18 protein-coding genes and 1 riboswitch are annotated in these 25,554 nt (G+C 67.6%); of the genes, 11 read left to right on the forward strand and 7 right to left on the reverse strand.

The window, feature by feature from the left end:
• Positions 1-13: 13 nt before the first annotated feature.
• Positions 14-1,408 (reverse strand): ATP-binding protein, encoded by a 1,395-nt coding sequence (locus tag U858_RS0104670; protein WP_025136026.1) that lies wholly within the window; start codon positions 1,406-1,408, stop codon positions 14-16.
• On the reverse strand, positions 1,409-2,104 hold the full coding sequence (locus U858_RS0104675) for a response regulator transcription factor (RefSeq protein ID WP_081821535.1): 696 nt from the start codon (positions 2,102-2,104) through the stop codon (positions 1,409-1,411).
• A gap of 229 nt (positions 2,105-2,333) precedes the next feature.
• Here U858_RS0104675 and U858_RS0104680 point away from each other — a divergent pair, with 229 nt between their 5' ends.
• From U858_RS0104680 to U858_RS0104700, 5 genes are all read left to right on the forward strand, one after another.
• Positions 2,334-4,355: a ligand-gated channel protein gene (locus U858_RS0104680; RefSeq protein ID WP_025136028.1), complete on the forward strand. Its 2,022-nt coding sequence runs from the start codon at positions 2,334-2,336 to the stop codon at positions 4,353-4,355.
• A 73-nt stretch (positions 4,356-4,428) separates the two neighbouring features.
• Positions 4,429-5,376, forward strand: a complete 948-nt coding sequence (locus tag U858_RS0104685; protein ID WP_029953532.1) for an ABC transporter substrate-binding protein — start codon at positions 4,429-4,431, stop codon at positions 5,374-5,376.
• A 30-nt stretch (positions 5,377-5,406) separates the two neighbouring features.
• The gene (locus tag U858_RS0104690) at positions 5,407-6,396 is read left to right on the forward strand and encodes an ABC transporter permease (RefSeq protein ID WP_025136030.1); all 990 of its coding nucleotides are present in this window, start codon (positions 5,407-5,409) and stop codon (positions 6,394-6,396) included.
• Complete coding sequence (locus U858_RS0104695) at positions 6,389-7,384, forward strand: iron chelate uptake ABC transporter family permease subunit (protein ID WP_025136031.1); 996 nt, start codon at positions 6,389-6,391, stop codon at positions 7,382-7,384. The genes U858_RS0104690 and U858_RS0104695 overlap by 8 nt, the downstream gene beginning before the upstream one ends.
• A complete protein-coding gene (locus U858_RS0104700) occupies positions 7,381-8,139 on the forward strand; it encodes an ABC transporter ATP-binding protein (RefSeq protein ID WP_025136032.1) in 759 nt (252 codons plus the stop codon). The genes U858_RS0104695 and U858_RS0104700 overlap by 4 nt, the downstream gene beginning before the upstream one ends.
• Before the next feature lie 51 nt (positions 8,140-8,190).
• Here the strand turns inward: U858_RS0104700 and U858_RS0104705 are convergent, their stop codons facing one another.
• Positions 8,191-10,302 carry a 5'-nucleotidase C-terminal domain-containing protein gene (locus tag U858_RS0104705; protein ID WP_025136033.1) on the reverse strand — a complete coding sequence of 704 codons (2,112 nt, stop codon included), beginning with the start codon at positions 10,300-10,302 and terminating at the stop codon, positions 8,191-8,193.
• A gap of 249 nt (positions 10,303-10,551) precedes the next feature.
• Between U858_RS0104705 and U858_RS0104710 the strand changes: the two genes are divergently transcribed.
• Positions 10,552-12,660, forward strand: coding sequence for a TonB-dependent siderophore receptor (locus tag U858_RS0104710; protein ID WP_025136034.1), 2,109 nt, complete (start codon positions 10,552-10,554; stop codon positions 12,658-12,660).
• 133 nt (positions 12,661-12,793) lie between these two features.
• Here U858_RS0104710 and thiM read toward each other — a convergent pair whose 3' ends face one another.
• Positions 12,794-13,609 (reverse strand): hydroxyethylthiazole kinase, encoded by an 816-nt coding sequence (thiM, locus tag U858_RS0104715; protein WP_025136035.1) that lies wholly within the window; start codon positions 13,607-13,609, stop codon positions 12,794-12,796.
• 72 nt (positions 13,610-13,681) lie between these two features.
• A riboswitch (TPP riboswitch) is annotated at positions 13,682-13,821 on the reverse strand.
• Between the two features lie 160 nt (positions 13,822-13,981).
• On the opposite strand from thiM, the gene U858_RS0104720 reads away from it, so the two are divergent.
• The 4 genes from U858_RS0104720 (at position 13,982) to U858_RS0104735 (ending at position 20,572) form a co-directional block, all read left to right on the forward strand.
• On the forward strand, positions 13,982-14,491 hold the full coding sequence (locus U858_RS0104720) for a sigma-70 family RNA polymerase sigma factor (RefSeq protein ID WP_025136036.1): 510 nt from the start codon (positions 13,982-13,984) through the stop codon (positions 14,489-14,491).
• 4 nt (positions 14,492-14,495) lie between these two features.
• Entirely contained in the window at positions 14,496-15,503 is a 1,008-nt protein-coding gene (locus U858_RS0104725) for a FecR domain-containing protein (protein ID WP_025136037.1), read from the forward strand.
• A 126-nt stretch (positions 15,504-15,629) separates the two neighbouring features.
• Positions 15,630-18,038, forward strand: a complete 2,409-nt coding sequence (locus U858_RS0104730; protein ID WP_025136038.1) for a TonB-dependent receptor — start codon at positions 15,630-15,632, stop codon at positions 18,036-18,038.
• A 158-nt stretch (positions 18,039-18,196) separates the two neighbouring features.
• Positions 18,197-20,572: a DNA internalization-related competence protein ComEC/Rec2 gene (locus tag U858_RS0104735; protein WP_081821548.1), complete on the forward strand. Its 2,376-nt coding sequence runs from the start codon at positions 18,197-18,199 to the stop codon at positions 20,570-20,572.
• 6 nt (positions 20,573-20,578) lie between these two features.
• Here U858_RS0104735 and U858_RS0104740 read toward each other — a convergent pair whose 3' ends face one another.
• Together U858_RS0104740 and U858_RS0104745 are read right to left on the reverse strand one after the other, a co-directional pair.
• On the reverse strand, positions 20,579-21,454 hold the full coding sequence (locus U858_RS0104740; protein WP_025136040.1) for an energy transducer TonB: 876 nt from the start codon (positions 21,452-21,454) through the stop codon (positions 20,579-20,581).
• Positions 21,455-21,654: 200 nt separating this feature from the next.
• The gene (locus tag U858_RS0104745) at positions 21,655-22,542 is read right to left on the reverse strand and encodes a LysR family transcriptional regulator (RefSeq protein ID WP_025136041.1); all 888 of its coding nucleotides are present in this window, start codon (positions 22,540-22,542) and stop codon (positions 21,655-21,657) included.
• 145 nt (positions 22,543-22,687) lie between these two features.
• Between U858_RS0104745 and U858_RS0104750 the strand changes: the two genes are divergently transcribed.
• On the forward strand, positions 22,688-24,295 hold the full coding sequence (locus U858_RS0104750; RefSeq protein WP_025136042.1) for a GMC family oxidoreductase: 1,608 nt from the start codon (positions 22,688-22,690) through the stop codon (positions 24,293-24,295).
• A 64-nt stretch (positions 24,296-24,359) separates the two neighbouring features.
• On the opposite strand, the gene cfa is transcribed toward U858_RS0104750, so the two are convergent.
• A complete protein-coding gene (gene cfa / locus U858_RS0104755; protein ID WP_025136043.1) occupies positions 24,360-25,535 on the reverse strand; it encodes a cyclopropane fatty acyl phospholipid synthase in 1,176 nt (391 codons plus the stop codon).
• Positions 25,536-25,554: the final 19 nt, after the last annotated feature.

Below are 25,554 nucleotides of genomic sequence, written 5' to 3' on the forward strand. Positions count from 1 at the left end.
GGACGGCGGCGCCTCAGGGCGCCGCGCGCGGCAGTTCGATGCGCACGCTGAGCCCGCAAGGCGCGGCGTTGCGCGCCGAGATGCGGCCCTTGTGCGCGGCCACCGCGGCGCGCGCGATGCTCAGGCCCAGGCCCGCGCCGCCTTTGGGGGCGGCCGGGCCTGACTGGCTTTGGTAGAAGGGTTCGAACAGGTAGGCCAGTTCTTTTTCCGCCACGCCGGGGCCGCTGTCTTCGATTTCCAGGCAGGCCTCGCCGGCATCGGCCAGCAGGCGCACCTGGATGCTGCCGCCCGCCGGGGTGAAGCGCAGCGCATTGCGCAGCACGTTTTCGATGGCGCTGGCCAGGCTGTCGCGGTCGGCGGTGACCCAGAGCGGCGCCGGACGCGTCCAGGTGATGCCCAGCTTGCGGTCGCCGGCCTCGAAGCGGGCATCCTGCACCACGTCATCCACCACGTCGGCGAGGTCCAGCGCGTCGGTGGGTGAGGGCAGCGCGCCCATGCGGGCCAGCCGCAGGGTGCTGCCCACCAACGCATCCAGCCGTTCGCATTCGCGTTCGATGCGGTCCAGCTGCAAGTCCTGGCGTTCGTCCTTGCGGCGCGCCAGTTCCACGCCCAGGCGCAGGCGCGCCAGCGGCGAGCGCAGTTCGTGGGCGATGTGGCGCAGCAGTTGTTCGCGCGTGTCCACCAGCGCCTGCAGACGGCCCGCCATGGCGTCGAAATCACGTGCCAGCAGGCCCAGTTCGTCCTTGCGATGCGAGAGTCTTGCGGGCGTGCGGGTATCCAGGCGGCCGGCCGACAGCGTGCGCGCGGCCTGGCGCAATTGGCCCAGCGGGGCGGCCACGTGCCGGGTCAGCGCCCAGCAGAAGGGCGCGGTCACGGCCAGCGCAAACAGCAGCAGCGCCAGCGTCACCGGGGTCAGCCCCAACACCTCCCAGTGCGATGAGTCATAGGGCAGGAACAGCATCAGCAGTTCGGTGCGGTCCGGCAGCACGAGCAACTGCGGGTCCCACCAGGAGACGCGCAGGACGGACGGATCGGCCGGGGTGTCCAGCGCAGCAATCAGGCTGGCTTCGTGCGAACCGCGAAAGGCGGTCAGCCAGTCGTGCAGGCGGGTGGGCAGGCGCCGTCCGAGAATGTCCTGGTCTTGCGCGTCGACCACGTAGATCTTCAGCGCCGAATAGCGGCTGTCCATCGCTTCGAGCCAGCGGCGCAGGCCATCGGCGCCTTCCGCACGGGCGATCTGGGCGGCGTCGCGGGTCAGGTTGCCGGGGTTCAGGCCGTCCAGCGAATCGACGCGGTACCAGGCCACGGCCGCAGTCAGCATCATGCCGCAGACCATGATGACGGCCATGGCGCCCCAGAAGGTCAGGAAGGCGCGCCAGAAGAGGGAACGGACGGGCAGCCAGGCCATTCAGGCCGAGCCTGCCAGCACATAGCCCAGGCCGCGCAGGTTGCGGATGGCAGGGGCGTCGTCGGCGTGATCCAGCCGCAGCTTCTTGCGCAGGCTGCTGATGTGGGTGTCGATGCTGCGGTCATAGCGGTCGGCCGTGCGGCCCAGCGCGTACAGGCTGATCTGTTCGCGTGGCACGACCTGGCCGGGGGCGCGCATCAGCACTTCCAGGATGCGTTGTTCGGCACCGGTCAGCAGCACTTCCTGCGTGTCCAGCCGCGCGCGGCCGCTGGCGGCATCCAGCGAGAGCGTGCCGACGTTCAATTCGGCCGTGGGCGCCTCGGGCGTTTCCTCGAAGCGGCGCAGCACCGCGCAGATGCGCGCCTTGAGCTCGCGCGGGCTGAAGGGCTTGGCCAGGTAATCGTCGGCGCCCAGTTCCAGCCCCAGCACGCGGTCGGTTTCGCCGCCGTGCGCGGTGAACATGATGACCGGGCGGCGCGAGCTTTGGCGCAGGCGCCGCAGCAGATCCAGGCCATTGCCGTCGGGCAGCATGAGGTCGAGCAGGATCAGGTCATAGCCGTCCTGCAAGGCCAGGGGCAGGCCCTGGGCGCTGCTGTGCGCCAGCGTCAGGTCGACGTGGTGAGGGTCGAGATACTCGCGCAGCATCAATGCCAGGTCGACGTCGTCGTCGATCAACAGGATGCGGCGCGTCACCATTTGGGTAGGAATGGACATGCGCTTGGGTTCTGTTGCCGCCGGCAGCATAGCGGGTGTGTGGCTGCCGAAGTGTCAAGAAGTGCGAAGAAGATAAAAGTTGAGGAAAGCGTGTTGCAGCGTTCCAGACCCCTCAATTCTAATATGAGAATAGTTTTCATTAAAAATACGAAGCGGACGGCGGCGCTGCGCACGGGGCGCGGCAGCTGTCCGGGACGGGAGAGTCTGAAACATGAGCAGCATCGATCTGGCCGCGCGGCGCGCATTCGGCCCGCGTACCCGCCTGACCGTCGCCTTGTGCGCGGCGGGCCTGGGCATGGGCCAATCGGCCTGGGCGCAATCGGCGGATTCGGCCGCGCCCAAGGTCATGGACACCGTGGTGGTGACGGCCAGCGGTTACGAACAGCAGATCCAGGACGCGCCGGCGTCCATCAGCGTGATCACGCGCCAGGACCTGGAAAAGAAGTTCTATCGCGACGTCACCGATGCGCTGGTCGAGGTGCCCGGCGTGGTGGTGACCGGCGGCGGCGACCGCCAGGACATCAGCCTGCGCGGCATGGGTCCGAAGTACACGCTGATTCTCATCGACGGCAAGCGCCAGAACTCCCGCGAAACCCGCACCAACTCGGATTCGAGCGGCGTGGAAGGCGGCTGGACCCCGCCGATCTCGGCGATCGAACGCATTGAAGTGGTGCGCGGGCCGATGTCGTCGCTGTATGGGTCGGACGCCATGGGCGGGGTGATCAACATCATCACCCGCAAGGTGCCCAGCGAGTGGGGCGGTGAAATCCGCATGGACACCACCCTCCAGGAAAGCAGCAAGTCGGGCGATATCTACCAGGGCAACTTCTACCTGGCCGGCCCGATCAAGAATGACCTGCTGGGCCTGCAGATCTACGGCCAGGCAACCCAGCGCGACGAAGACAGGATCGTCGATGGCTACCGCAAGCGCAACGCCACCAACATCACCGCCAAGCTGGCGCTGACGCCGAACCGCGACCACGACATCGTGCTGGAAGCCACGTCCAGCCGCCAGAAGTACGAGAACACGCTGGGCAAGACCGTGGCGCCGTTGCCGCCGGGGCAGGCTTGCGCGCGCACCGGTTGCCCGGCGTCGTCCGAGACCGATTACCGCAGCAGCAAGTGGGCGCTGTCGCACACCGGCCGCTGGGGCTGGGCCGTGTCCGACAGCTATGTGCAGCAGGAAGAGTTCGACAACCGCTCGCGCCAGATGAAGATCAAGAACCTGGATCTGCAGACCAGCTGGTCGCTGCCGCTGGGCTCGCACATGCTGACGCTGGGGGGCAGCTACCTGTCGCAGCGCCTGACCGACCAGACCGGCAACCAGCTGGCCGGCGGCCCCAGCAAGGTGGACCGCTACCAGTGGGCCGTGTTCGCCGAAGACGAATGGCGCCTGACCGACAGCTTCGCGCTGACCGGCGGTCTGCGCATGGACCAGGACGAGAACTTCGGCAGCCACTTCAGCCCGCGCCTGTACGGCGTGTGGCACATGGCTGAACGCTGGACCCTGAAGGGCGGCGTGTCCACCGGGTTCCGCGCACCGGATCTGCGCCAGACGGTGGCCGGCTGGGGCCAGGTCAGCCGCGGCGGCAACATGTACGGCAACCCGGACCTGACGCCGGAAAAGTCGGTGACCGAGGAAATCGGCCTGCTGTATGACGACGGCGAAGGCTTCAATGCCGGGCTGACGCTGTTCAACAACAACTTCAAGGACAAGATCACCCGCGTGGCGTGCCCGCTGTCGCAGTGCACCGAGGGGCCGAACCAGTTCGGCGCCAACCCCACGACCTACATGAACGTGGACAAGGCGGTGTCGCGCGGCGTGGAAGCCAGCATGAAGCTGCCGCTGGCGCGTGACTGGTCCGTGACCAGCAGCTACACATTCACGAAGTCCGAGCAGAAGTCGGGCCAGTACGCTGGCCAGCCGCTGAACCAGCTGCCCAAGCACCTGTTCACCACCACGGTGAACTGGCAGGCGTCGGACGCCCTGGAAGCCTGGGCCCGCGTCAACTACCGCGGCAAGGAAAGCCAGCCGATCACCGGCCCGTCGTCGTCATCGCTGGTGGCGCCGTCCTACACCTTCATGGACCTGGGCGGATCGTACGCGGTCAACAAGAAGGTGTCGGTGTACGCCGGCATCTACAACCTGTTCGACAAGCAGGTCGGTTATGACGACTACGGCTACGTGGAAGACGGCCGCCGCTACTGGCTGGGCGTGGGCGTGAAGTTCTAAGCCCTCGGGGAGGGGCAACATCAGCGCGCACCGCCGCCAGGCCGTGCGCGCGCAACATTCAGAGGCAATGACGATGATCAAGCAAGCACAAGCAGGACACGCCGGCCGTTGGCTGGCGCGCTTTGGCGCCGCCCTGGCGCTGGGCGCAGCCAGCGCGGTATGCGCGGCCCAGACCGTGCCGGTCAAGCACGCACGCGGCGAAACCGCCGTGCCGCAGAATCCCGCCAAGACGGTGGTGCTGGACCTGGCGGTGCTGGACACCCTGCACGCGCTGGGCGTGGACGTGACCGGCGTGCCCACGGCGGCCAAGCTGCCGCCCCAATTGAGCCAGTACGCCGACAAGCGCTACCTGAAGGTCGGCAGCATGTTCGAGCCGAACTACGAAGTGATCCACGCGGCCGCGCCGCAGGTCATTTTCGTGGCCGGGCGCTCGGCGCCGAAGTACGACGAACTGGCCAAGCTGGCGCCCACGGTCGACCTGACGGCCGACGCCAAGGACCTGGTGGGCAGCGTGGTGCGCAATACCGAGACGCTGGCCGCGATCTACGGCAAGCAGGCGCTGGCCAAGGAAAAGCTGGACGCGCTGCGCGCCTCGATCTCGGCGCTGCACGGCAAGGCCGCCAACGCCGGCACGGGCCTGATCGTGCTGACCACGGGCGGCAAGATGAGCGCCTACGGTCCGGGCTCGCGCTTTGGCGTGATCCACGATGCCTTCGGCATTGCGCCCGCCGCCAAGGACCTGAGCGTGTCGAACCACGGCCAGGCGATCTCGTTCGAGTTCATCGCCCAGACCGATCCGGACTGGCTGTTCGTGATCGACCGCGACGCGGCCATCGGGCGCGAAGGCACGTCGGCCCAGCGCATGCTGGACAACGACCTGATCCGCCCGACCAAGGCCTGGAAGCAGCAGCGCGTGGTCTACCTGAACGGCTACAACTGGTACCTGCTGGGCAGTGCGGGCCTGACCGCGATGCAGCAGAACGTGGACGATATCGCCCGCGCGCTGTCGGCGGCGAAGTAAACGCATGGCGCGCAACACGGGGTCGGGCAGGTGAAGGCTGGCGGGGCCATCAAGGGCTGGGCGGGGCTGGCGGCGTTGCTGCTGTTGCTGCTGGGGCTGTGCGCGGCCAGCATCAGCCTGGGCGCCGGTTCGTTTTCGTTCGCCGCGCTGACCGGCGGGCAGGACGCCGAGCGCGCCTGGCGCCTGCTGCTGGTCAGCCGCGTGCCGCGCACGCTGGCCCTGCTGCTGGCCGGCATGTCGCTGGCGGTGGCCGGGCTGATCATGCAGATGCTGGTGCGCAACCGTTATGTGGAACCGACCACGGCCGGCACTGTCGAGTCGGCGACGCTGGGCATCCTGGTGGTGACCCTGCTGGCGCCGGACACGCCGGTCATCGGCAAGATGCTGACGGCCACCGGGTTCGCGCTGGCCGGCACGCTGCTGTTCCTGGCGCTGCTGCGGCGCGTGCCGCTGCGCACGCCGTTCATTGTGCCGCTGATCGGCCTGATCCTGGGCGGCGTGATCCATGCGGTGACCACCTTCGTGGCCTATCGCTACGACCTGCTGCAATCGCTGCATGCCTGGACCACCGGTGATTTTTCCGGCGTGCTGCGCGGCCGCTATGAATTGCTGTGGATCGGCTTCGGCCTGGCCGCGGCGGCCTACCTGGCCGCCGACCGCTACACGGTGGCCGGCATGGGCCGCGAGTTCGCCGCCAACCTGGGCCTGAACCACGCACGCCTGACGCTGATGGGCCTATTGATTGTGTCGGCGATTTCCGCCGTGGTGGTGGTGACGGCGGGCGGCATTCCGTTCCTGGGCCTGATTGTGCCCAACGCGGTGAGCCTGCTGCTGGGCGACAACATGCGGCGGTCGATTCCGTGGGTGGCGGTGCTGGGCGGCGTGTTCGTGCTGGCCTGCGACATCATCGGCCGGCTGGTGATCCACCCGTATGAAATTCCGTTGGGCACGGTGGTGGGCGTGGTGGGCAGCATTCTGTTCCTGTGCCTGTTGCGCAGCCGCAGGGGGCGCCGTGGCTGATACTGTGCTTCGGACCGCCTTGCACGCCGTGACCCCGCGTTCGCCGCAGGCGTGGCGCCTGGTCCTGCTGGCCGTGGCGGCCTTGCTGTGCGTGGCCGGCTTCATGACGCTGGGCGCCAACGGCCAGTGGTCGTTCGTGATTCCGTTTCGCGGCGGCAAGCTGGCGGCGATGCTGCTGGTGGCCTACGCGGTGGCGGTGTCGTCGGTGCTGTTCCAGACCATCACGCACAACCGCATCCTGACGCCCGCCATCATGGGCTTCGATTCGCTGTACCTGCTGATCCAGGCGGTGGTGGTGTTCGGCTTTGGCCAGATGGCCGGCGCGGTGAATCATCCCGTGGCGGCCTTCGCGCTGGAAGTGTGCGCCATGACCGCTTTCGCCTGCCTGCTGTTTCGCTGGCTGTTCACCGACGCGGTGCGCAGCCTGCACCTGATGATGCTGGTGGGCATCGTGTTCGGCCTGCTGTTTCGCAGCCTGTCCAGCTTCGTGGTGCGCCTGATCGATCCCAATGAATTCCTGGTGCTGCAAGACCGCATGTTCGCCAATTTCAATTCGGTGCGCACGGGCCTGTTGCCGTTCGCCCTGGCGGCCGTGGCGGCGGCGACGCTGCTGGTCTGGCGCATGCGGCGCCGCTACGACGTGCTGGCGCTGGGCCGCGAGATCGCGCTGAACCTGGGCGTGGACTACCGCCGCACGCTGTTGTTGACGCTGGCCGCGATTGCCGTGCTGGTGTCCGTATCGACGGCATTGGTGGGGCCGGTGACGTTCTTCGGCCTGCTGGTCAGCAACCTGGCCTATCAGGCCATGGGGTCGGACAAGCATCGCTACACCGTGCCGGCCGCGGTGCTGCTGAGCGTGATCTTCCTGGTGGGCGGCCAGACGTTGCTGGAACGGGTGCTGGGTTTGAGCACGACCGTCAGCGTGGTGATTGAATTCGTGGGCGGAGTGATGTTCCTGGCCCTGATCTTGCGCAGGGGACGCCAATGATCGATATCCAGCAAGTCAGCAAGCAATACGACGACACCGTGGTGGTGGACCAGGTGACGCTGGCGCTGCCGGCCGGCGGCGTGACCGCCATCATCGGCCCGAACGGCGCGGGCAAATCGACCTTGCTGTCGATGATCAGCCGCCTGTTGCCGATGTCGGCTGGGCAGATCCAGGTCGATGGCCTGGACGTCACCCGCACCGACAGCCGCGAACTGGCGCGGCGCCTGTCCATCCTGCGGCAGGACAACCACTTGCCGCTGCGGCTGACGGTGCGCGACCTGGTGGCGTTCGGGCGCTATCCGCACACGGGCGGGCGCCTGACGCTGGACGACAAGGCGCACATCGACCGCGCCATCGACTACCTTGATCTGGGTCCGCTGGTGGATCGCTATCTGGACCAGCTGTCGGGCGGCCAGCGCCAGCGCGCCTTCGTGGCGATTGTGCTGTGCCAGGACACCCGCTACGTGCTGCTGGACGAACCGCTGAACAGCCTGGACATGAAGCACGCCGTCGCCATGATGGGCACGCTGCGGCGCGCGGCCGACGAGCTGGGCAAGACCGTGGTGCTGGTGCTGCACGACATCAATTTCGCCTCGGCCTACGCGGACCGCATCGTGGCGATGAAGGCGGGCAGGGTGGCGCACTACGGACCGCCAGCCGATCTGATCCGGTCCGAGGTGCTGGGCGCCTTGTATGAACTGCCGATCGACGTGCACGAGATCGGCGGCAAGCGCATCTGCGTGTATTACCGCTGAAGGGTCGTCATGGCGGCGGCCTGTGCATCGCCGCCGCCATGACGCCGCGGCTTACTGGGTCAGGTCCACCGCGTAGCGCGAGAGCTGCGTCACCGGGTCAGGCGTGGCGTCGTAGACCGACACGTTGTTGACGCCGTGCGCGTTGGCCAGCCCCAGCGTGCCGGGCACCGACGAGAACACCACGGGGCCGGCCAGCGCGGCCAGCGGCTTGAAGCCCCAGCTGCGGGCCAGGCCGTAGGTGGCCAGGTCCAGCACGGGGTGCTTCTTGATGTAGCTGATCAGCACGTCACGGCTGGCGTCCGGCGCTTGCAGCACGATGTCGCCCTTGCCGCCTGCCAGGCCCGGGAAGTCGCCGCCACCGCTGGCGCGGTAGTTGTTGGTGACGACCAGGAACTGCGCCGCCAGGTCCAGCGGCGCGCCCTGATACGTCAACCCCGTGATGCGCGAGCCCTTGGGCTGGGTCACATCGATCTGGTAGCGCAGCGCATTGCCTTCGGCGTACAGCACGTCGAAATTGAAGGTCGGGAAACTGGTGTCGACCAGATCCTGCGGCGCGACCTGGGCGGGATCGATTCGCTTGAACTGTTCGGCGGTCTTCTCCAGCCACTGGCGCACGATGTCGCCGCTGACCCGCACCACCTGCAAAGTGTTGGGATACAGGTACAGGTCGGCGGCGTTGTTGATGGCGATGTTGCCTTGCTGCACGAAGGTGAAGTCGCCCGGCCCGTTGCGTCCGCCCTTGAACGGCGCGGCCGCCGACAGGATCGGCAGGGCGCCATAGGCGGGGTTGTTGCGGGCGATGTAGTCCTTCAGGTAGTCGATCTGCGCCATGTTCACGACTTGCAGCGCCGACACGTCGCCCGTCAGCGCGTAGTAGGTGGCCATGTCGAACTGGCTCTGGCCGATGGGCGTCTTGACGTAGGCGATGGTGGCCGCGTGTTCCGCCTGCACCAGTTGCTGCGTGGCGCTGTCGGACTCGACGTAGGTGGCCGGGGTGTTGCCGCTTTGCGCGGTCAGGCGGGTGGAGATGCGCTGCACCTGGGTGGCGTCCTTCTGCACCTTCCAGCCCTTGTCATAGGCCAGCTTCAGCTTGATCTGGCCCAGGTTGTTGCCCCATTGGCCGGCCTGCACCGCCGGCACGCCGTTGATCAGGCCTTTTTCCAGGTCGATGCCCGGCTGCCCCGCGAATTGCGACTTGGGATTGGTGTCGGGAAACAGCAGATGCTGGTGGCCCGTGATCAGGGCGTCGATGCCCGCGACCTGGCTCAGGTAGCCGGCGCCGTTTTCCATCGACGGGCTGTAGGGCGTGGTCATGTCGATGCCGCCGTGCGCCAGCGCCACGATCAGGTCGGCCCCCGCGGCCCGCATTTCCGGCACGTAGCGCGCGGCCGTTTCCTTCCAGCCGGCGACGGTGACGTGGCCTTCGAGGTTGGCCTTGTCCCACTGCATGATGGGCGGCGGCGCAAAGCCGATCACGCCCACCTTGAGCGACACGTCGATGCTCTTGCCGGCGGGGTCGGTGGCCTTGAAGGTCTTGGTCAGCAGCGTCCAGGGCTTGAAGATCGGTTGCTGCGTGGCGGCCGACACGACGTTGGCCGACACGAACGGGAAGCCCGGCGCGGCGCATTCCTTGGCGCCGCCCGGGTTGGTCTGGGCGGTGCCCTTGGTGATGCCCGCCAGGCCGAAGTCGACGTTGGTGACTTGCGACAGGAAGGGCAGGCCGTAGTTGAATTCATGGTTGCCCATCGTGGCCGCGTCGTAGGCCAGAAGCTTCATCTGCTTGTAGATGGCCAGCATGCCCGAGCACTGCACGGGCGCGACCAGCGCCTGGTAATCGGACAGGGCGGTGCCCTGGATGGTGTCGCCGTTGTCGAACAGCAGCGTGTTCGGGTTCTGCTTGCGGGCGTTGGCGATCAGCGTCGCGGTGCGGTCCACGCCGTAGCTCTTGTCTTCGGCCAGCTTGTAGTAGTCATAGCCCAGCACGTTGGCGTGCAGGTCGGTGGTGCCCAGGATGGCCACGTCCAGCGTCGCGCCCTGGGGCACGGAGACCGCGGGCGGGGTGGCGTCGTCGTCATCGTCGTCACTGCCGCCACAGGCGGCCAGGCCGGCCAGCAGCGTGGCGCTGGCGGTCAGTGCAAAGATCCTTCGGATGGGGTGCTTCACCGTCGTTCCTTTTGTGTCGGGAGAAGCAAAATTCTGGGGACAGGGTGTGACCCGGGCATGACATTCAGCCCGCCGACAGCGTCGCGCCCGCGTGCCATGCACAAGCTGAAAAGCATCTGAATTAGACGGGCGTCTTATTTATCGTGGCCTGCCGGCAACGAAACGATAAAACGATTGCGACCGATTCTCATTGTCAAGAGAATGGCGAATCCTTTGATTTCAAACGACTTCAGAAAGACCTCGCTGGCCATGCACGCCCCTCGCTCCCTCTCTGCCGCCTTGCTTGCCCTGGCGCCCCTGGCCGCCTCGGCCCCCGCCCACGGCCAAAGCGCCGCACCCACCGCCACCTTGCCCGCCATCAGCGTCACGGGGCAGGCGGACCCCGAACAGAGCTATAACCCGCCGGCATCCACCAGCGCCACCAAGATCGACGCGCCGCTGCGCGACATTCCGCAGACGGTGAACGTGGTGCCGGCGCAGGTGCTGCGCGACCAGCATGCGATGTCGGTGCAGGACGCCCTGAAGAACGTGCCGGGCGTCAGCTTTTCCACCGGCGACGGCCAGCGCGACCAGGTGTCGATTCGCGGTTTCACCGCCATCGCCGACCAGTTCGTCGACGGCTTTCGCGACGACGCGCTGTACTACCGTGACCTGTCCAACGTCGAGCGCATCGACGTGATCAAGGGCCCCGCGGCGGTGCTGTACGGCCGCGGTTCGTCGGGCGGCCTGATCAACCGCGTCACCAAGAAGCCGGGCGAAGACATCTCGCAAGTGGGCCTGAGCTATGGCTCGTGGAACGACCGCCGGCTGGACGTGGACCTGGGCCGTTCCAACGAAAGCGGCAGCATGTCGTGGCGCCTGACCGGCGCCGTGGAAAAGGGCGACAGCTATCGCGACAAGCAGTTCATCGACCGCAAGGCCATCGCGCCGTCGGCCCAGTTCAAGCTTGGCGAAAGCACCACCTACCTGATCCAGACCGAATTCCTGGAAGACCGCCGTCTGACCGACTTCGGCATTCCGGCCTATCACGGCCGCCCGGTGGACGTGGACCCGTCCACCTACTACGGCGCCGAGAACGCCCGCGACACCGACTACACCCAGACCCGGGTGCAGTCGTACGCCGGCACGCTGACGCACCGCTTCAACGACAACTGGTCGTTGCGCAACGCCACCCGCTACTACCACTACACGCTGAACCGCAACAACACGCTGCCGGGCACGGTCAACGAGGCGGCGCAGACGGTGTCGCTGACCCACGGCAACGTGCTGCGCGACGAACACGGCTGGACCAACCAGACCGAGCTGATGCAGCGCGTGCAGTGGGGCTCGGTGCGCCACGACATTCTGTACGGCGTCGAAGTGGGCCAGCAGAACAAGGACCTGGTGAACTATTCGGCCGCCAACGTCGCCACGGTGAACCTGTTCGACCCGCAATTGCCTACCTTGCAGCGCCAGGTGAAGGGCGCACCGGGGTCCGACAGCCTGGGCCGCTTCAATACGCTGGGCCTGTACGTGCAGGACATGGTGTCGCTGGGCGAATACTGGAAGGTGCTGGGCGGCGTGCGCCACGACCGCTTCGAGCAGAAGACCGAAGACCGCCGCACCGGCCAGAACCTGTCGCGCACCGACTCGAACCTGAGCCCGCGCCTGGGCCTGGTGTTCCAGCCGGACACGGTGCAGTCCTACTACGTGTCGTGGAGCCGTTCGTATCAGCCGTCGGGCGAAGCCTTTGCGCTGGCCGCCAACAACGTCGACCTGGCACCGGAAAAGACCACCAACTACGAAGTCGGCGCCAAGTACGACTTCCTGGATGGCAAGCTGTCGACCACCGTGTCCGTGTTCCGCCTGGAGCGTACCGACATCAAGGTCACCAACCCCGTGACCAACACGCTGGTGCCGGTGGGCACGCAGCGCACCGATGGCGCCGAGTGGACGCTGTCGGGCGACTTGTCCAACGGCTGGCGCGCGATGCTGGGCTACGCCTACCTGGATGCCCGCGTGACGCAGTCGGTGGCCCGTGACGCCGGCAAGGATGTCGAAGGCAAGCGCGCCACGCTGACGCCGCGCCATGCTGGCAACGTCTGGGTCACCAAGGACCTGGGCGATGGCTTTGGCGTGGGCGCCGGCCTGAACCTGGTGGGCGGGCGTTTCGCCAATCCGGGCAATACGGTCAAGCTGCCGGGCTACGTCACCGCGGACGCGGCGGCATGGTGGCGCCAGGGGCCGTATTCGGTGCAGCTGAATATGTACAACCTGTTTGACGCCGGCTATATCGTGTCGGCGCACGGCAGCAGCCCGAACCTGAACATGCCCGGCGCGCCGCGCAATGCGATGCTGAGCTTGCAGTACCGGATGTAGGAAGGGCTACAGCGCCTGCATGATCGCCTGTCGGTCATGCGGGCGTTTGTGTCGTCTGGGTGCTGTCTGCTTGCCGTTTTCGTGCCGTCTGCGGCGGGCTGGGCAATGGCGTGGGCAGGCTGCCGTTGGCACCTTAGCGCAGCGGCGATTCCCGCGTCAGGCTGTCCGTTTCCAGGGCGGCCAGCGCATCCAGGAACCGCCAGGCGAACGAGCCCGGGCCGTCAGCCAGTTCCCCGGCACGGCGGCCGGCGATGCCGAAGCAGGACAGCGCCGCCACGGCCGCAGCGTAGGCATCGCCTTGCGATACCGCCACGAACGCGCCGACTACCGCCGTCAGCGCGCACCCCGTGGCGGTGACCTGCGGCATCAACGGCGAACCGCCGGTGACGCGCACTTCCCGCGTGCCATCCGTCACGAAATCCACTTCTCCCGTCACCGCCACCACGGTCTGTTGCGCCCGCGCCAGGTCGCGCGCCGCTTGCTCGGCCAACTGCACCGGGTCGCGCGCGTCCACGCCCTTGCTGGCGCTTTGGCCGCCGGCCAGCGCGATGATTTCCGACGCATTGCCGCGGATCACCGCCGGGCGCAGGGCCAGCAGCCGCTGCACCGCGTCGCGGCGAAAAGCCGTGGCATGGTGGGCCACCGGGTCCAGCACCCAGGGCGTGCCGGCATCCGACGCCGCCGCCGCGGTCTTGAGCATGCTTTCCAGCCAAGGGGCCGACAGGGTGCCGATATTGATCACGACCGCGCCGCTGATGCGAGCGAATTCCGGGGCTTCTTCCACCGCGTGCACCATCGCGGGCGACGCGCCGATGGCCAAGAGCGTGTTGGCCGCCGTGTTCATGGACACGAAGTTGGTCAGGCACTGCACCAGCGGCGCGTCGCGGCGCACGGCGGCGTAGAGGTCTTGCGAGGCCTGGGCCAATAGGGAAGGGGTCGATTGCGTCATGCCGGCGGGTCCTTGCGTAAGAGAAGGACTGGGCAGGAAGGGCGGGGATGCGTCGCACCGGGCTTCGGGCGCGCTTGCGGGGCCGCACCATCCCTACGCCAGTATTGTCTGGATCAGGTTCAACGGGTCTACGCGCCGCTGGGGTTGGCGTTTGCACGCCGGCCCCGCTATCGGATTCTCAGCTTCTTGCCGAAGCTCCCCGGGTGGATGGGGGTATGTTCGGAGGGGGCGGAGGGATTGTCAAGGCGAGGTGGCCGGGTGAACCACGATTGCGCGGTGTTCCGGATTGCCATTAGAATGCGAACGCTTCGCATTATCTAAATCAAACCCTCGCATCGCTACTGCCGGACGTGCGGCCGGAGAGAGCTTCCCGTGGCCAGCGCCGAAACCGCCCTGCAAAAACAACTGCATGCCTTCTACAGCAGCCATCACCGATGGCTGCTGGGGTGGCTGCGCCGCAAGGTGGGCAACAGTTTCGACGCAGCGGACCTGACGCAGGATACGTTCGTGTGCCTGCTGGGCGAGGGCCGTACGGCCGATATCCGCGAACCGCGTCCGTTCCTGGCCACCATCGCCAATCGCCTGTTGTTGCGGCGACGCCGGCGCGAATTGCTTGAAGCGGCCTACCTGGACGCGCTGGCGACGCTGCCCGTCGGCACCGCGCCTTCCCCCGAAAGCCTCAGCCTGGCGCTGGAAACGCTGGAGCAACTGGACGCGGCCCTGAGCGAGTTGCCCGTGCCGGTGCGCACCGCGTTCCTGCTGGCCCATATCGAAGAGCTGTCGTATGCCCAGATCGCCGAACGGCTGAAGGTGTCGGCCAGCTCGGTCAAGCAGTACCTGACACGGGCGAATCGGCATTGCCTGTTTGCGCTGGCGGTCTGAGCGCATGAATTCGGATAGCCACGCAGACGCCTTGCGCCGGCCGCCGATGGCGCAGGGCGCGCCGATTGCCGACGAGATCGCCGATGCGGCCGCGCATTGGCTGACGTTGCGCATGTCCGGGGAAATGAGCACGCAGGATGAAGCGCGTTGGCAGGCCTGGTGCGCCGCAAGTCCTGAACATGAGCGGGCGTGGCGGCATATCGAGGCGGCCTTGGCGCGGCTGGGGACGCTGGCGCGACCAGCGGCCCTGCGCAGCCTGGCGTCTGCCGGCCCGCCGACATCGCGGCGGCGCCGGGCCGCGTTGCTGGCCTTGTTGTCGGCGGGGACGGCAGCAGCAGGCGGTTGGTCGGTCTTGAATTCGCAGCGCGGGCGTCAATGGACCGCCGACGTGCGCACGCGCAGCGGCGAGCAGCGCAGCGTGACGCTGCAGGACGGCAGCCAGGTCATGCTCAATACGGATACGGCCATGGACGTTGCTTTCGATGCCCAGCGCCGCGTGCTGCGCCTGGTGGCCGGCGAGATCATGGTGACGACCAGAGCGGGCGACCGCCGGCCCTTCAGCGTGGAAACACGCGACGGTTCGATCCGCGCGCTGGGTACGCGTTTTATCGTGCGCCAGGACGACGCCCAGACGCGGGTGGCCGTGCTGGAAAGCGCTGTCGAGATCACGCCGGTGGGGGCCACGCGACCATTGGCCGTGCTGCATGCGGGCGAACGGCTGGCGTTCGACCGCCAGGGCACCGGGCCGACGACGGCGCTGGACATGCAGACGACCGCCTGGACGCGAGGCCTGTTGATCGCCGAAGACGCGCGGCTGGGGGATTTCGTCGCCGAGCTGGCCCGCTTTCGCCCGGGCGTGCTGCGCTGTGATCCGGCGGTGGCCGACCTGCGTTTTTCCGGCGTGTTTCCGGTGGCCGATACGGACCGCATCCTGGCGCTGCTGCCCAATTCGCTGCCGGTCGCCGTGCATCGACGCACCGCGTATTGGGTCACGGTCGGGCCGGCGGATTGACGGCTGTCCATGCTGTATTTTTTTATTTCAAATTGAGGGGCCCCACGGCCTGCCCGATTCTGTGCCTCGCTGCACCTACTCAAGTGATGGCTTCACTTTATCCATAGCATCCTTTGAGGGGACTTCATGCCACAGCATGAGCAGAAACGGGCCGCGGCGATGGTCGCCGCGTTATTGGCGCTGGGCGGCACTGCGCTGGACACGCGGGCGCAAGCGCCTGCGGCATCGACCCAATCCGCTGGCCAGGCGTCGTACGACATCGCCGCCGGCGCGCTGGCGCCCGCGTTGCGCAGCCTGGCCGCCACGGCCGGCGTTCCGCTGACGTTCACCGCGGATCAGACCGATGGCCTTGCGACGGCGGGGCTGCAAGGGCGCTACACCGCAACCCAGGCGTTCGAGCAATTGCTGGCCGGCACCGGCTTGCAGGCGGTCGTGCTGGGCAATGGCGGCTACGTGCTGCGCAAACGCCCCGCGAGTGATGTACCGGCCACCACGCTGCCCGCAGTGACGGTGTCGGGCCGCAGGCTGTACGAATTGCCCGACGCCTTTGCCGGCGGCCAGGTGGCGCGCGGGGCGCAATTGGGCTTGCTGGGCAATGCCGACTATATGGATGCGCCGTTCAGCATCGTCAGCTACACCGCGCAGACGGTGCGCGACCAGCAGGCCACCAGCGTGGCCGAAGTGCTGACCACCAGCGATTCGTCCGTGCGCGCGTCGATCGGCAGCGGCAACCGCTACGATGCCCTGACCATTCGCGGGTTCCGGGTCGATAACGATGAATTGGCGCTGAACGGGCTGTACGGCCTGGTGCCCGCGTATCGCATCAATCCCGATCCCGTGGAACGCATCGAGTTGCTCAAAGGCCCCGGCGCCTTTCTCAACGGCATGCTGCCCTGGGGCAGCGTCGGCGGCAATGTCAACATCGTCACCAAGCGGGCCGACGACGCGCCGCTGACGCGCTTTACCGCCGAATATGCATCCGACTCGCGCTGGGGCGGGCACCTGGACCTGGGCCGCCGCTTTGGCGACCAGAACCAGTTCGGCTTGCGCCTGAACGGCGCGTTTCGTGGCGGCGAGCCGCGCATCGACGGGCAGTCGACGCAGAACGGCGCCGGTTCGCTGGGCCTGGATTTTCGCAATGATCGCCTGCGGCTTTCCGCCGACATCATCTACCAGGACGACTGGATGCGCGCCGCGGCACGCGGCTACAACGTGGCGCCGGGCGTGGCGGTGCCGGATGCGCCGGACCCCAAGATCAACCTGGCGCAACGCTTTGACAAGTCCAGTGCACAAAGCCTGACCGGCCTGACCCGCGCCGAATACGATCTGTCGGACCGCGTCACGCTGTTCGGCGCCGTGGGCGCCAACCGCTTCGACTATGACAAGCGCGAAGCCCCCGGCGCCACCATCCTGAACGTGAACGGCGATGCTTCGTCCACGTCGACTCACCAGCATGGCAAGACACAAGCGGTGTCGGGCGAGGCGGGCATCCGGGCGCGGATCGAGACGGGGCCGGTATCACACCAGCTGGTCGTGAGCGGCAACCAGCTCGATACCGGCAGCTGGCAGGGGCAGACCCGTTATGCGGCATACCAGACCAACATCTATCGCCCGGTGCGGCTGGACGACCCGGGCGCGCCCATTGCGCATTCGCCGGAATACAAGACCAGCGAAAGCACGTTACGCAGCCTGGCGGTAGCCGACACGTTGTCGGTGCGCGACGGGTTGGTGCAGCTGACACTGGGGGCACGGCGCCAGAGCGTCGATACGCGTTCGTTCTCGGCCACGGGCGAGACGGTCAACCGCTACAAGCAAAGCGCCACCACGCCGTCTGCGTCGCTGGTGCTGAGGCCGGCCGACAAATGGTCGCTTTACGCCAATTACATCGAAGCCCTGACCGCGGGTGCGTCCGCGCCGGTCGATGCCGCCAACGCCGACGAGGTCTTCGCGCCTTACCGATCCAAGCAATACGAGATCGGCGCCAAGGCAGACTACGGCACCTTCGGCGCGACGCTGGCGTTGTTCCGCATCAGCGTGCCCGGCGGCATCGTGGACCCGATCAGCAAGATCTACAGCCTGGATGGCGAACAGCGCAACCAGGGCGTGGAACTGAACGGCTTCGGCGAGCTGGCCAAGGGCGTGCGGCTGATGGGCGGCGTGACCTGGCTGGACGCCGAGCAGCGCAAGACCCAGGGCGGCACCAATGACGGCAAGCGCGCGGTGGGCGCGCCGAACCTGCAGGCCAATCTGTCGGTGGAATGGGATACGCCGTTCGTGCCGGGCCTGACGCTGCTGGGCCGCGCCATCCATACCGGGCGGGGTTATGTCAGCGCCGACAACACCCAGCATGTGCCGGCGTGGACGCGCCTGGACGCAGGCGGCCGCTACACCACGCGCGTCTCCGGCAAGGAAGTCGTGCTGCGCGCTACCGTTACCAACCTGACGGACAAGCGCTATTGGGAAGCCAACCCGTCCGGCTACCTGATCAGCGGCATGCCGCGCACGCTGTGGCTGTCGGTGTCGACGGACTTCTAGGGGGGAGTGTCCCTGCGGCCGGTCCGCAGGGATGAAATGCTGCACTGGCGGCATGCCGTGGCGGATGGACGACCTACGCTGGTTCGTTTCAGGAGACGGACATCAACGGTCGGCTGTTTTGCCTGGCTTTCGTGGCGGGGGCGGGAGGGGTGCAACTGCTGCCTGCGCTGCCTGGCGTGGCGGCGTATGCGGTGGCGGCGGGGGCTTGCATCGTGGCGCTGGTGGCCTGGCGGCGTTGGCCGGGGCGCGCCATCGGGCTTTGCGCGGCCGCGTCTGTCGGCCTGTGCCTGGGCGCCCTCAACGCCGCCGCGCAAGCGCAACTGCGGCTGGACGACGCACTGGCCGACGAACATCAGAACGAGGTCGCGCGGCTGGTGCTGCGGGTCGCGGAACTGCCCGATGGCGATGCGCGCGGGCAGCGCTTTGTCGGCGAGCAGGTGGCGCCCGCGCGTGCCGGCATGCCGTCCCGCATCCTGGTGTCGTGGCTGTCGCCGCCCGGTGGGCAGGCGAACCAACCCCTGTTGATGCCCGGCCAGGTATGGCGCATGGCGCTGGTGCTGCGCCGGCCCAGCGGCTTGCTCAATCCCGACGCGCCCGACAGCGAAGCACGGATGTTCGCGCGCGGCTTGCGGGCGACGGGCACCGTGCGGGGGCAACCCCGCTTGCTGGACGACCAACCCTGGGCGTCGCCGGGCATCGCCATTGAACGCGCCCGCCATCATGTGCGGCAGGGCCTGCGACTAGCGCTGGGCGAACACCGCTACGCGCCGGTGCTGATCGCGTTGGCGATTGGCGACCAGGCCGGCGTGGCGCGTGAGGACTGGCGCCTTTTCAACCGCAGCGGCATCACGCATCTGGTGTCGATCAGCGGCATGCATGTCACGTCCATTGCCGGCATCGCGGGGCTGCTGCTGGCCGCGTGGTGGCGGCGCGCGCGGTGGCGCGGGACGGGCTTGGCGGAATTCATTCCGTCGCGCATCGCGGGCGGCGCTGCGGCGGCGGTGGTGGCCTTGTTCTATTGCCTGATCGCGGGATGGGGCGTGCCGGCGCGGCGCACGTTCTTCATGTTGTCGGTGGTGCTGGCCGCAGCGGTGTCGCGGCTGAGGATGTCTGCCGGGCGCATCCTGGCCTGTGCGGCGGCCGCGGTGGTGGCGCTGGACCCGTGGGCGCCGATGTCGGTGGGGTTCTGGCTGTCGTTCGGCGCGGTGGCGATTCTGCTGCGCATTGCCGACGCGCCGCGCGATGCGGACGCGGGCTGGCGCAAGCGTTGGGCCACGACGCTGGGGCAGGCGACGCGCTTGCAGCTGGTGGTGACGCTGGGCTTGACGCCGCTGTTGGCGTATCTGGTGCACCAGGTGTCGCTGGGCTCGCCGTTGGCCAATGCGGTGGCGATTCCCGTGGTGACGTTTTTCGTGACGCCCCTGGCGCTGCTGTGCGCGGCCTTGTCGGTGGCGCCGGGGTTGGCGGCTGCCGCGGCGCTGGCGGGCCAGGCGGGGCTGTACGGGTTCGACCTGATGATGGTCGTGGTGGCGTGGGTGGGCAATGCGCGCTGGGCCAGTTTTTCAGTGGCGGCGGCGCCGTGGCCCTGGCTGGCGTTGGCGGTGGCGGGCATGGTCTGGGCGCTGCAGGCGCCGGGCTGGCCGGCGCGGCGGCTGGGGTGGCTGTGCATGGCGCCGCTGTTGTGCTGGCGGCCGGACCGTCCCGAACCGGGGTATTGGCGCATGAGTGCGATGGATATCGGGCAGGGCAGCGCGATTCTGGTGGAAACGGCCAGCCAGGCGCTGCTGTTCGATGCCGGGCCGCGCAGTTTCAGCGGCAGTGATGCGGGCGAACGGGTGATCGCGCCGTTTCTGCAAGCGCGCGGCATAGGTGAACTGGATGTGCTGGTGCTGTCGCACGCAGATACGGACCATGTGGGTGGCACGCGGTCGGTGCTGGCGGCGGTGCCGGTGGCGCGCAGCTACGCGTCCTTTGACCTGGCGGCTTTTCTGCGGCGCGATGCGCGCTTGTGGCCGGACGGTGCAGGCTTACCGACGCCGCAGCCGGGCGAGGTACTGGGCTGCGCGCGTGACGTGGGCTGGGAGGTCGATGGCGTCACGTTCACCTTCCTGCACCCGGCGGGCGGCACCAGCGGGCGGGTCGAGGATCGCAATGCCGATAGCTGTGTGCTGCGTGTCGAGGGCTTCGAGCACGCGCTGTTGCTGACGGGCGATATCGGCGTGGCGCAGGAAAGGGAACTGGCGGCGCAGGGCCTGGCCCCGGCGGATATCGTCATGGCGCCGCACCATGGTTCGGCATCGTCGTCCAGTCGGGAATTGGTTGCGGCGTCCGACGCGGCGCATGTGATTGCGCAGGCGGGGTATCTGAATCGATTCCGGCATCCGGCGCGGGCGGTGGAACTGCGCTGGACGCGTGCGGGGGCGGTGTTCTGGCGCAGTGATCGGGATGGCGCGGTGATGGCGCGATCCCGGGCGGGGGCGTTGGATGTGTGGGCGCAGCGGGATGTGGGGCGGCGTTACTGGCATGGCCGTTGATGCGCATCAACGCCGATCCACAATCACCGTATCCCGAATCGCCCGGAACGTCGCCAATGCATCGGGCATGGCGTCGCGCGTGGTGGCGCAGGCCAGGCGGATGCGGCCTTCGGGGCGGACCCAGTCGGCGATGTACTGGCGGGCGTCTTCATGGCCCGGACCGGCTCCCGGCGCAACGATGTAGTCGATGCCGCGCCGGCCGGGCTGGTCGAAGACGTCGAGTTGTTCGATGGTGCCGCGCAGCTTGCGCTGCTGGCTGGTCGCGGCGGCGACCAGGGCGTCAAAGGCCTGCGTGCCCTGGGGGGCCTTGGCCGTGGGGGCGCCGGCCGCCGTGGCCGTGAAGCCTGCCCGGCACAGGAACTTGGCGCCGGGGGTCATGGGCGGAAAGCCCTCGGGGGCGGAAATCTCGATCAGGGCGTCGTAGCGGCCCGACTCGCGCGCCGCGCCGATCTGAAATGGGGCGGATACGGTTGCCCCAAAGCCGGTGGCCGGGTCGACGTAGCGCCTGGGGGCGGCGGCCGGGGGCGCGGGATCGGCGTCTTCCATCTGGAAGCGCACCGGCAAGGTGAGCGAGGTTTTCTCTTCCGTCATGTCCGCGGAAAACACGGGCAGGGGCGCGGCGCGGCGGACCATGGCGATCGTGGCCTTGTCGACCGCTTCGTAGCCTGACGAGCGTGCGATGGTGACGTCGTAGATGGCGCCGTTGCGCAGTACCGTGATGTTCAGCGACAGCGCCAGGCTGCCGCTGATGTGCTCGGCTTCGCGCGGGAAATCCAGGCGGGAGATCAAGCGCCGCTGCACCGCTTTGCTCCATTCGGCCTGGTTGGCAGGCGCGGCCGCCAGGGTCGGGGCAGGGGGGGCCAGTGTGATGGCAAGGATCATGGCAACGCGGGATGCGAGAGACCGCCAGCGCATAGAGAGTTCTCCGGGTGGGGGTGGGCGATGCTGCCCGAGCGTTGTTGCGAGCATACCCGAGGGGACGCGGGAGGCTGCGCCAGTGCGAAGGCGCCACCGCTTGCGGACATGCCGGTTGTGCCACTGCTTACGGGTACAGCCGGTTATGCCACCTCTTACGCAAGCGCTTACGCAAACGCCGCCTGCACCGCCGCGAACGCCGCCGCCACCAAGGGGTCTTCGCGCCGCGACGCCAGGGTGATGAAAGCCAGTTCCGCCTGGATCGCCAGGCCCGGCGCGAGCACCAGGCCATGCGCCTGCGATTCGCGCAGCGCGATGGAGTCCCGCGCCAGCGTCAGGCCGACGCCCGAACGCACCAGGTCCAGCATCGAGGCTTCCTGGTCGACTTCGGCAACCGTATTGGGCGTGACGTCCAGTTCGCCAAATTTTCCGGCCAACAGGCGATGGTGCACGGAGTCGGGCGGCGTCCAGATCCACGGCAAGGCGGCGATTTCACGCCAACCGCGCCCGGCCACCTGCGCGCCCCAGCCCTTGGGTGCCACGACGTAATACGAGAACGCCGCCAGCGGCAGCGCGTGCAGGGCCGGCTGGCCGCGGGTATCTTCTTGCGGCCCCAGGAAAAAGCCCACGTCCAGCTCGCCCGTGCGCACCTGCCGCCCGACGGAACCGGACATGCCGTGGCGCAGGGTGGGGCGGATCTTCGGATAGTGTTCGACCAGGTATTGCAGCGTGGCGCCCAGGCGCAGGAATTCGGGGTCGAGGATGGTGCCCAGGCGCAGTTCGCCCTGCACCGTCGTGCGCAGCGCGCCGATGGCGCGTTCGAAGTCGTCCAGCGCGTCCAGCACGCGCTGGGCCGAAGGCAGCAGCGCGCGGCCGTCGGCATTGGGCGCCAGGCCCTGGGCGGTGCGGGTGAACAGCGGCAGGTCCAGCGCTTCCTGGAAGCTCTTGAGCTGCAGGCTCAGCGCGGGTTGGGTCAGGTGCAGGTGTTCGGCCGCGCGGGTCAGGTTGCCCACGCGCGCCACGGCGGCGAAGGTGCGGATGTGCTTGAAGTCCATGGGGCGAGTCCGGCGGCGATGCCCCAGCGGGGCGATACCCATTATTAAAGAGACTTATAAAGCGCTTTTCAACAATTCATTGGACAGCCCCCGCGGGCTGCGCGACAGTGGCGCAGCCACTACACACCTAAAAGAAGAAGCGCCAATGGAGACATACGACTACATCATCGTGGGGGCGGGGTCGGCCGGCTGCGTGTTGGCCAACCGGCTGAGCCGGGACCCGGCCACGCGCGTGCTGCTGCTGGAAGCCGGCGGCCGCGACAACTACCACTGGATCCACATTCCGGTCGGCTACCTGTACTGCATCGGCAACCCCCGCACCGACTGGATGTACCGCACCGGCGCCGAGCCGGGCCTGGGCGGGCGGTCGCTGATCTATCCGCGCGGCCGGGTGCTGGGCGGGTGCTCGTCGATCAACGGCATGATCTACATGCGCGGCCAGCGGCAGGACTACGACGAGTGGGCCGACATCGCGGGCGATCCGTCATGGCGTTGGGACGAGGTGCTGCCGGTATTCAAGCGCAGCGAAGACCACTACCGCGGCGCGGACGATTGCCATGGCGCGGGCGGTGAATGGCGGGTCGAGGCGCAGCGCCTGCGCTGGGACATCCTGGACGCCTTTGCCGACGCGGCCCAGCAGGAAGGCATTCCGCGGGTGCAGGATTTCAACCGCGGCGACAATTTCGGTGTGGGCTATTTCGACGTGAACCAGCGCCGCGGCTGGCGCTGGAATACGGCCAAGGCGTTCTTGCGGCCGGTGCGCCAGCGCCCCAATCTGCACGTGATGACGGGCGCGCATGCCGAACAGCTGCTGTTCGACGGCACGCGCTGCGTGGGTGTGAAGCTGCGGCGCGAGGGTCAATCCATCAGCGTGCGCGCCGCGCAGGAAGTGGTGCTGGCGGCGGGTGCGGTGAATACGCCGCAATTGCTGGAACTGTCGGGCATTGGCGAACCGGCGCGCCTGCGCGAAAGCGGCATCACGCTGCGCCACGCCTTGCCGGGCGTGGGCGAGAACCTGCAAGACCACCTGCAATTGCGCGTCATCCTGAAGGTGCGGGGCGTGAAGACGCTGAACCGCATCGCATCGACCTGGTGGGGCAAGGCGGGCATCGGCCTGGAATATCTGCTGAACCGCAGCGGGCCGATGAGCATGGCGCCGTCGCAGCTGGGGGCGTTTGCCAAGTCGGACCCGGGCCAGGCACGCGCCAACGTGGAATTCCATGTGCAGCCCTTGTCGCTGGGCGCTTTCGGCGAACCGCTGCACGGCTTCGATGCGTTTACGGCCAGTGTCTGCAACCTGCGTCCGGTGTCGCGCGGCAGCGTGCATGCGCAGGGGGCGGACGGCGCGCAGCCGCCGGTGATCACGCCGAACTACCTGCGCGAGGAACAGGACCTGAAGGTGGCGGCGGATGCCATTCGCCTGGTGCGCCGGATCAGTGCGGCGCCCGCGTTGCAGCGTTATCAACCCGAGGAATGGCTGCCCGGCCCGTCGTACCAGACCGAGGCCGAGCTGCGCGAAGCGGCCGGCAAGATCGGCACGACGATCTTTCACCCGGTGGGCACCTGCGCCATGGGCCGCAAGGCGGACGAGGGTGCGGTGGTGGACGCGCGATTGCGGGTGCACGGCTTGCAGGGCCTACGCGTGGCGGATGCGTCCATCATGCCGACCATCACGTCGGGCAATACCAATTCCCCGACGATCATGATTGCCGAACGGGGGGCGCAGATGATCCTGGAAGACGCCGCCGCATAGCCGGACGGCGTAACCGGGACGCTTGCGCGGTTTGGCCCGCGCAAGCGCCGCCGGGGCGGCAGAATCAGCGCAGCGACCGGTACATTTCCTGGCGCTGCGGATGCGTCAGGATCACTTGCCACAGCTGGCCTTCGCGCGACCGGAAAAAGCCCGCGCAACACATCAGGTAGTACTGCCACATGCGGTAAAAGCGCGTGCCGTAGCGCTCCTGCAGTTGCGGCCATGCGCGCTGGAAGCGGTCCCACCAGGCCATCAGCGTGCGGTCGTAGTCGGCGCCGAAGTTGTGCCAGTCTTCGACGATGAAACGGCCTTCGACGGCGGTGGCGATCTCGCGCGCCGACGGCAGCTTGCCGTTGGGGAAGACGTAGCGGTCGATCCAGGGGTCGGTGCTTTGGCTGGTCGAGGCGATGCCGATGGTGTGCAAGAGGAAGATGCCGCCGGGCGCCATCAGCCGCTGCACGTTCGTGAAGTAGGTGTCGTAGTTCTTGGGCCCGACGTGTTCGAACATGCCCACCGACACGACCTTGTCGAAGCTGCCTTGCAGGTCGCGGTAGTCTTGCAGCAGCAGTTCAACCGGCAGGCCGCGCACGCGTTCCTGGGCCAGCGCCAGCTGTTCCTTGGACACGGTGACGCCAGTGACCTTGACGCCGTAGCGTTCGGCGGCGAACTTGGCCAGGCCGCCCCAGCCGCAGCCGATGTCCAGCAGCGTTTCGCCGGGCTTGAGCTGCAGCTTGCGGCAGATCATGTCCAGCTTGGCTTCCTGCGCGTCTTCCAGCGTTTCGGCGTTTTCCCAGAAGGCGCAGGAATAGATCATGCGGCTGTCGAGCATGGCTTCGAAGACGTCGTTGCCGGCGTCGTAGTGCTGCTCGCCCACTTCGAAGGCGCGGCTCTTGGATTGCAGGTTGAACAGTTTGTGGCGCAGGTGTTCGGCGATGAGCTTGACGCGGGCCAGGCCGAGCGCGGCGGACCCCATGTCGGCGCGCAAGAGGCGGGTGAACAGTTCGTCGAGCTGTTCGCAGTCCCATTCGCCGTCCATGTACGACTCGCCCAGGCCCAGCGACCAGCTGGCGAAGACCCGTTCGTACATGTGCTTGTCATGAACCTGGATGTCCCAGGGGCGCGACCCGTTGATCTGGACGTCCGCTCGCGCCAGTACGTCCTGCAGTACTTTGGGCGGCTCAGGCGGGGCGGTTTCGGTGTGTTGAGTGCTTAGCTGAGATGACGGACTGCTTTGTTGCATAGTGACTCCAAATCAATTC

The sequence above is a fragment of the Achromobacter sp. DH1f genome (assembly GCF_000633435.1).
In the GTDB taxonomy this organism is placed as follows: domain Bacteria; phylum Pseudomonadota; class Gammaproteobacteria; order Burkholderiales; family Burkholderiaceae_B; genus Achromobacter; species Achromobacter deleyi.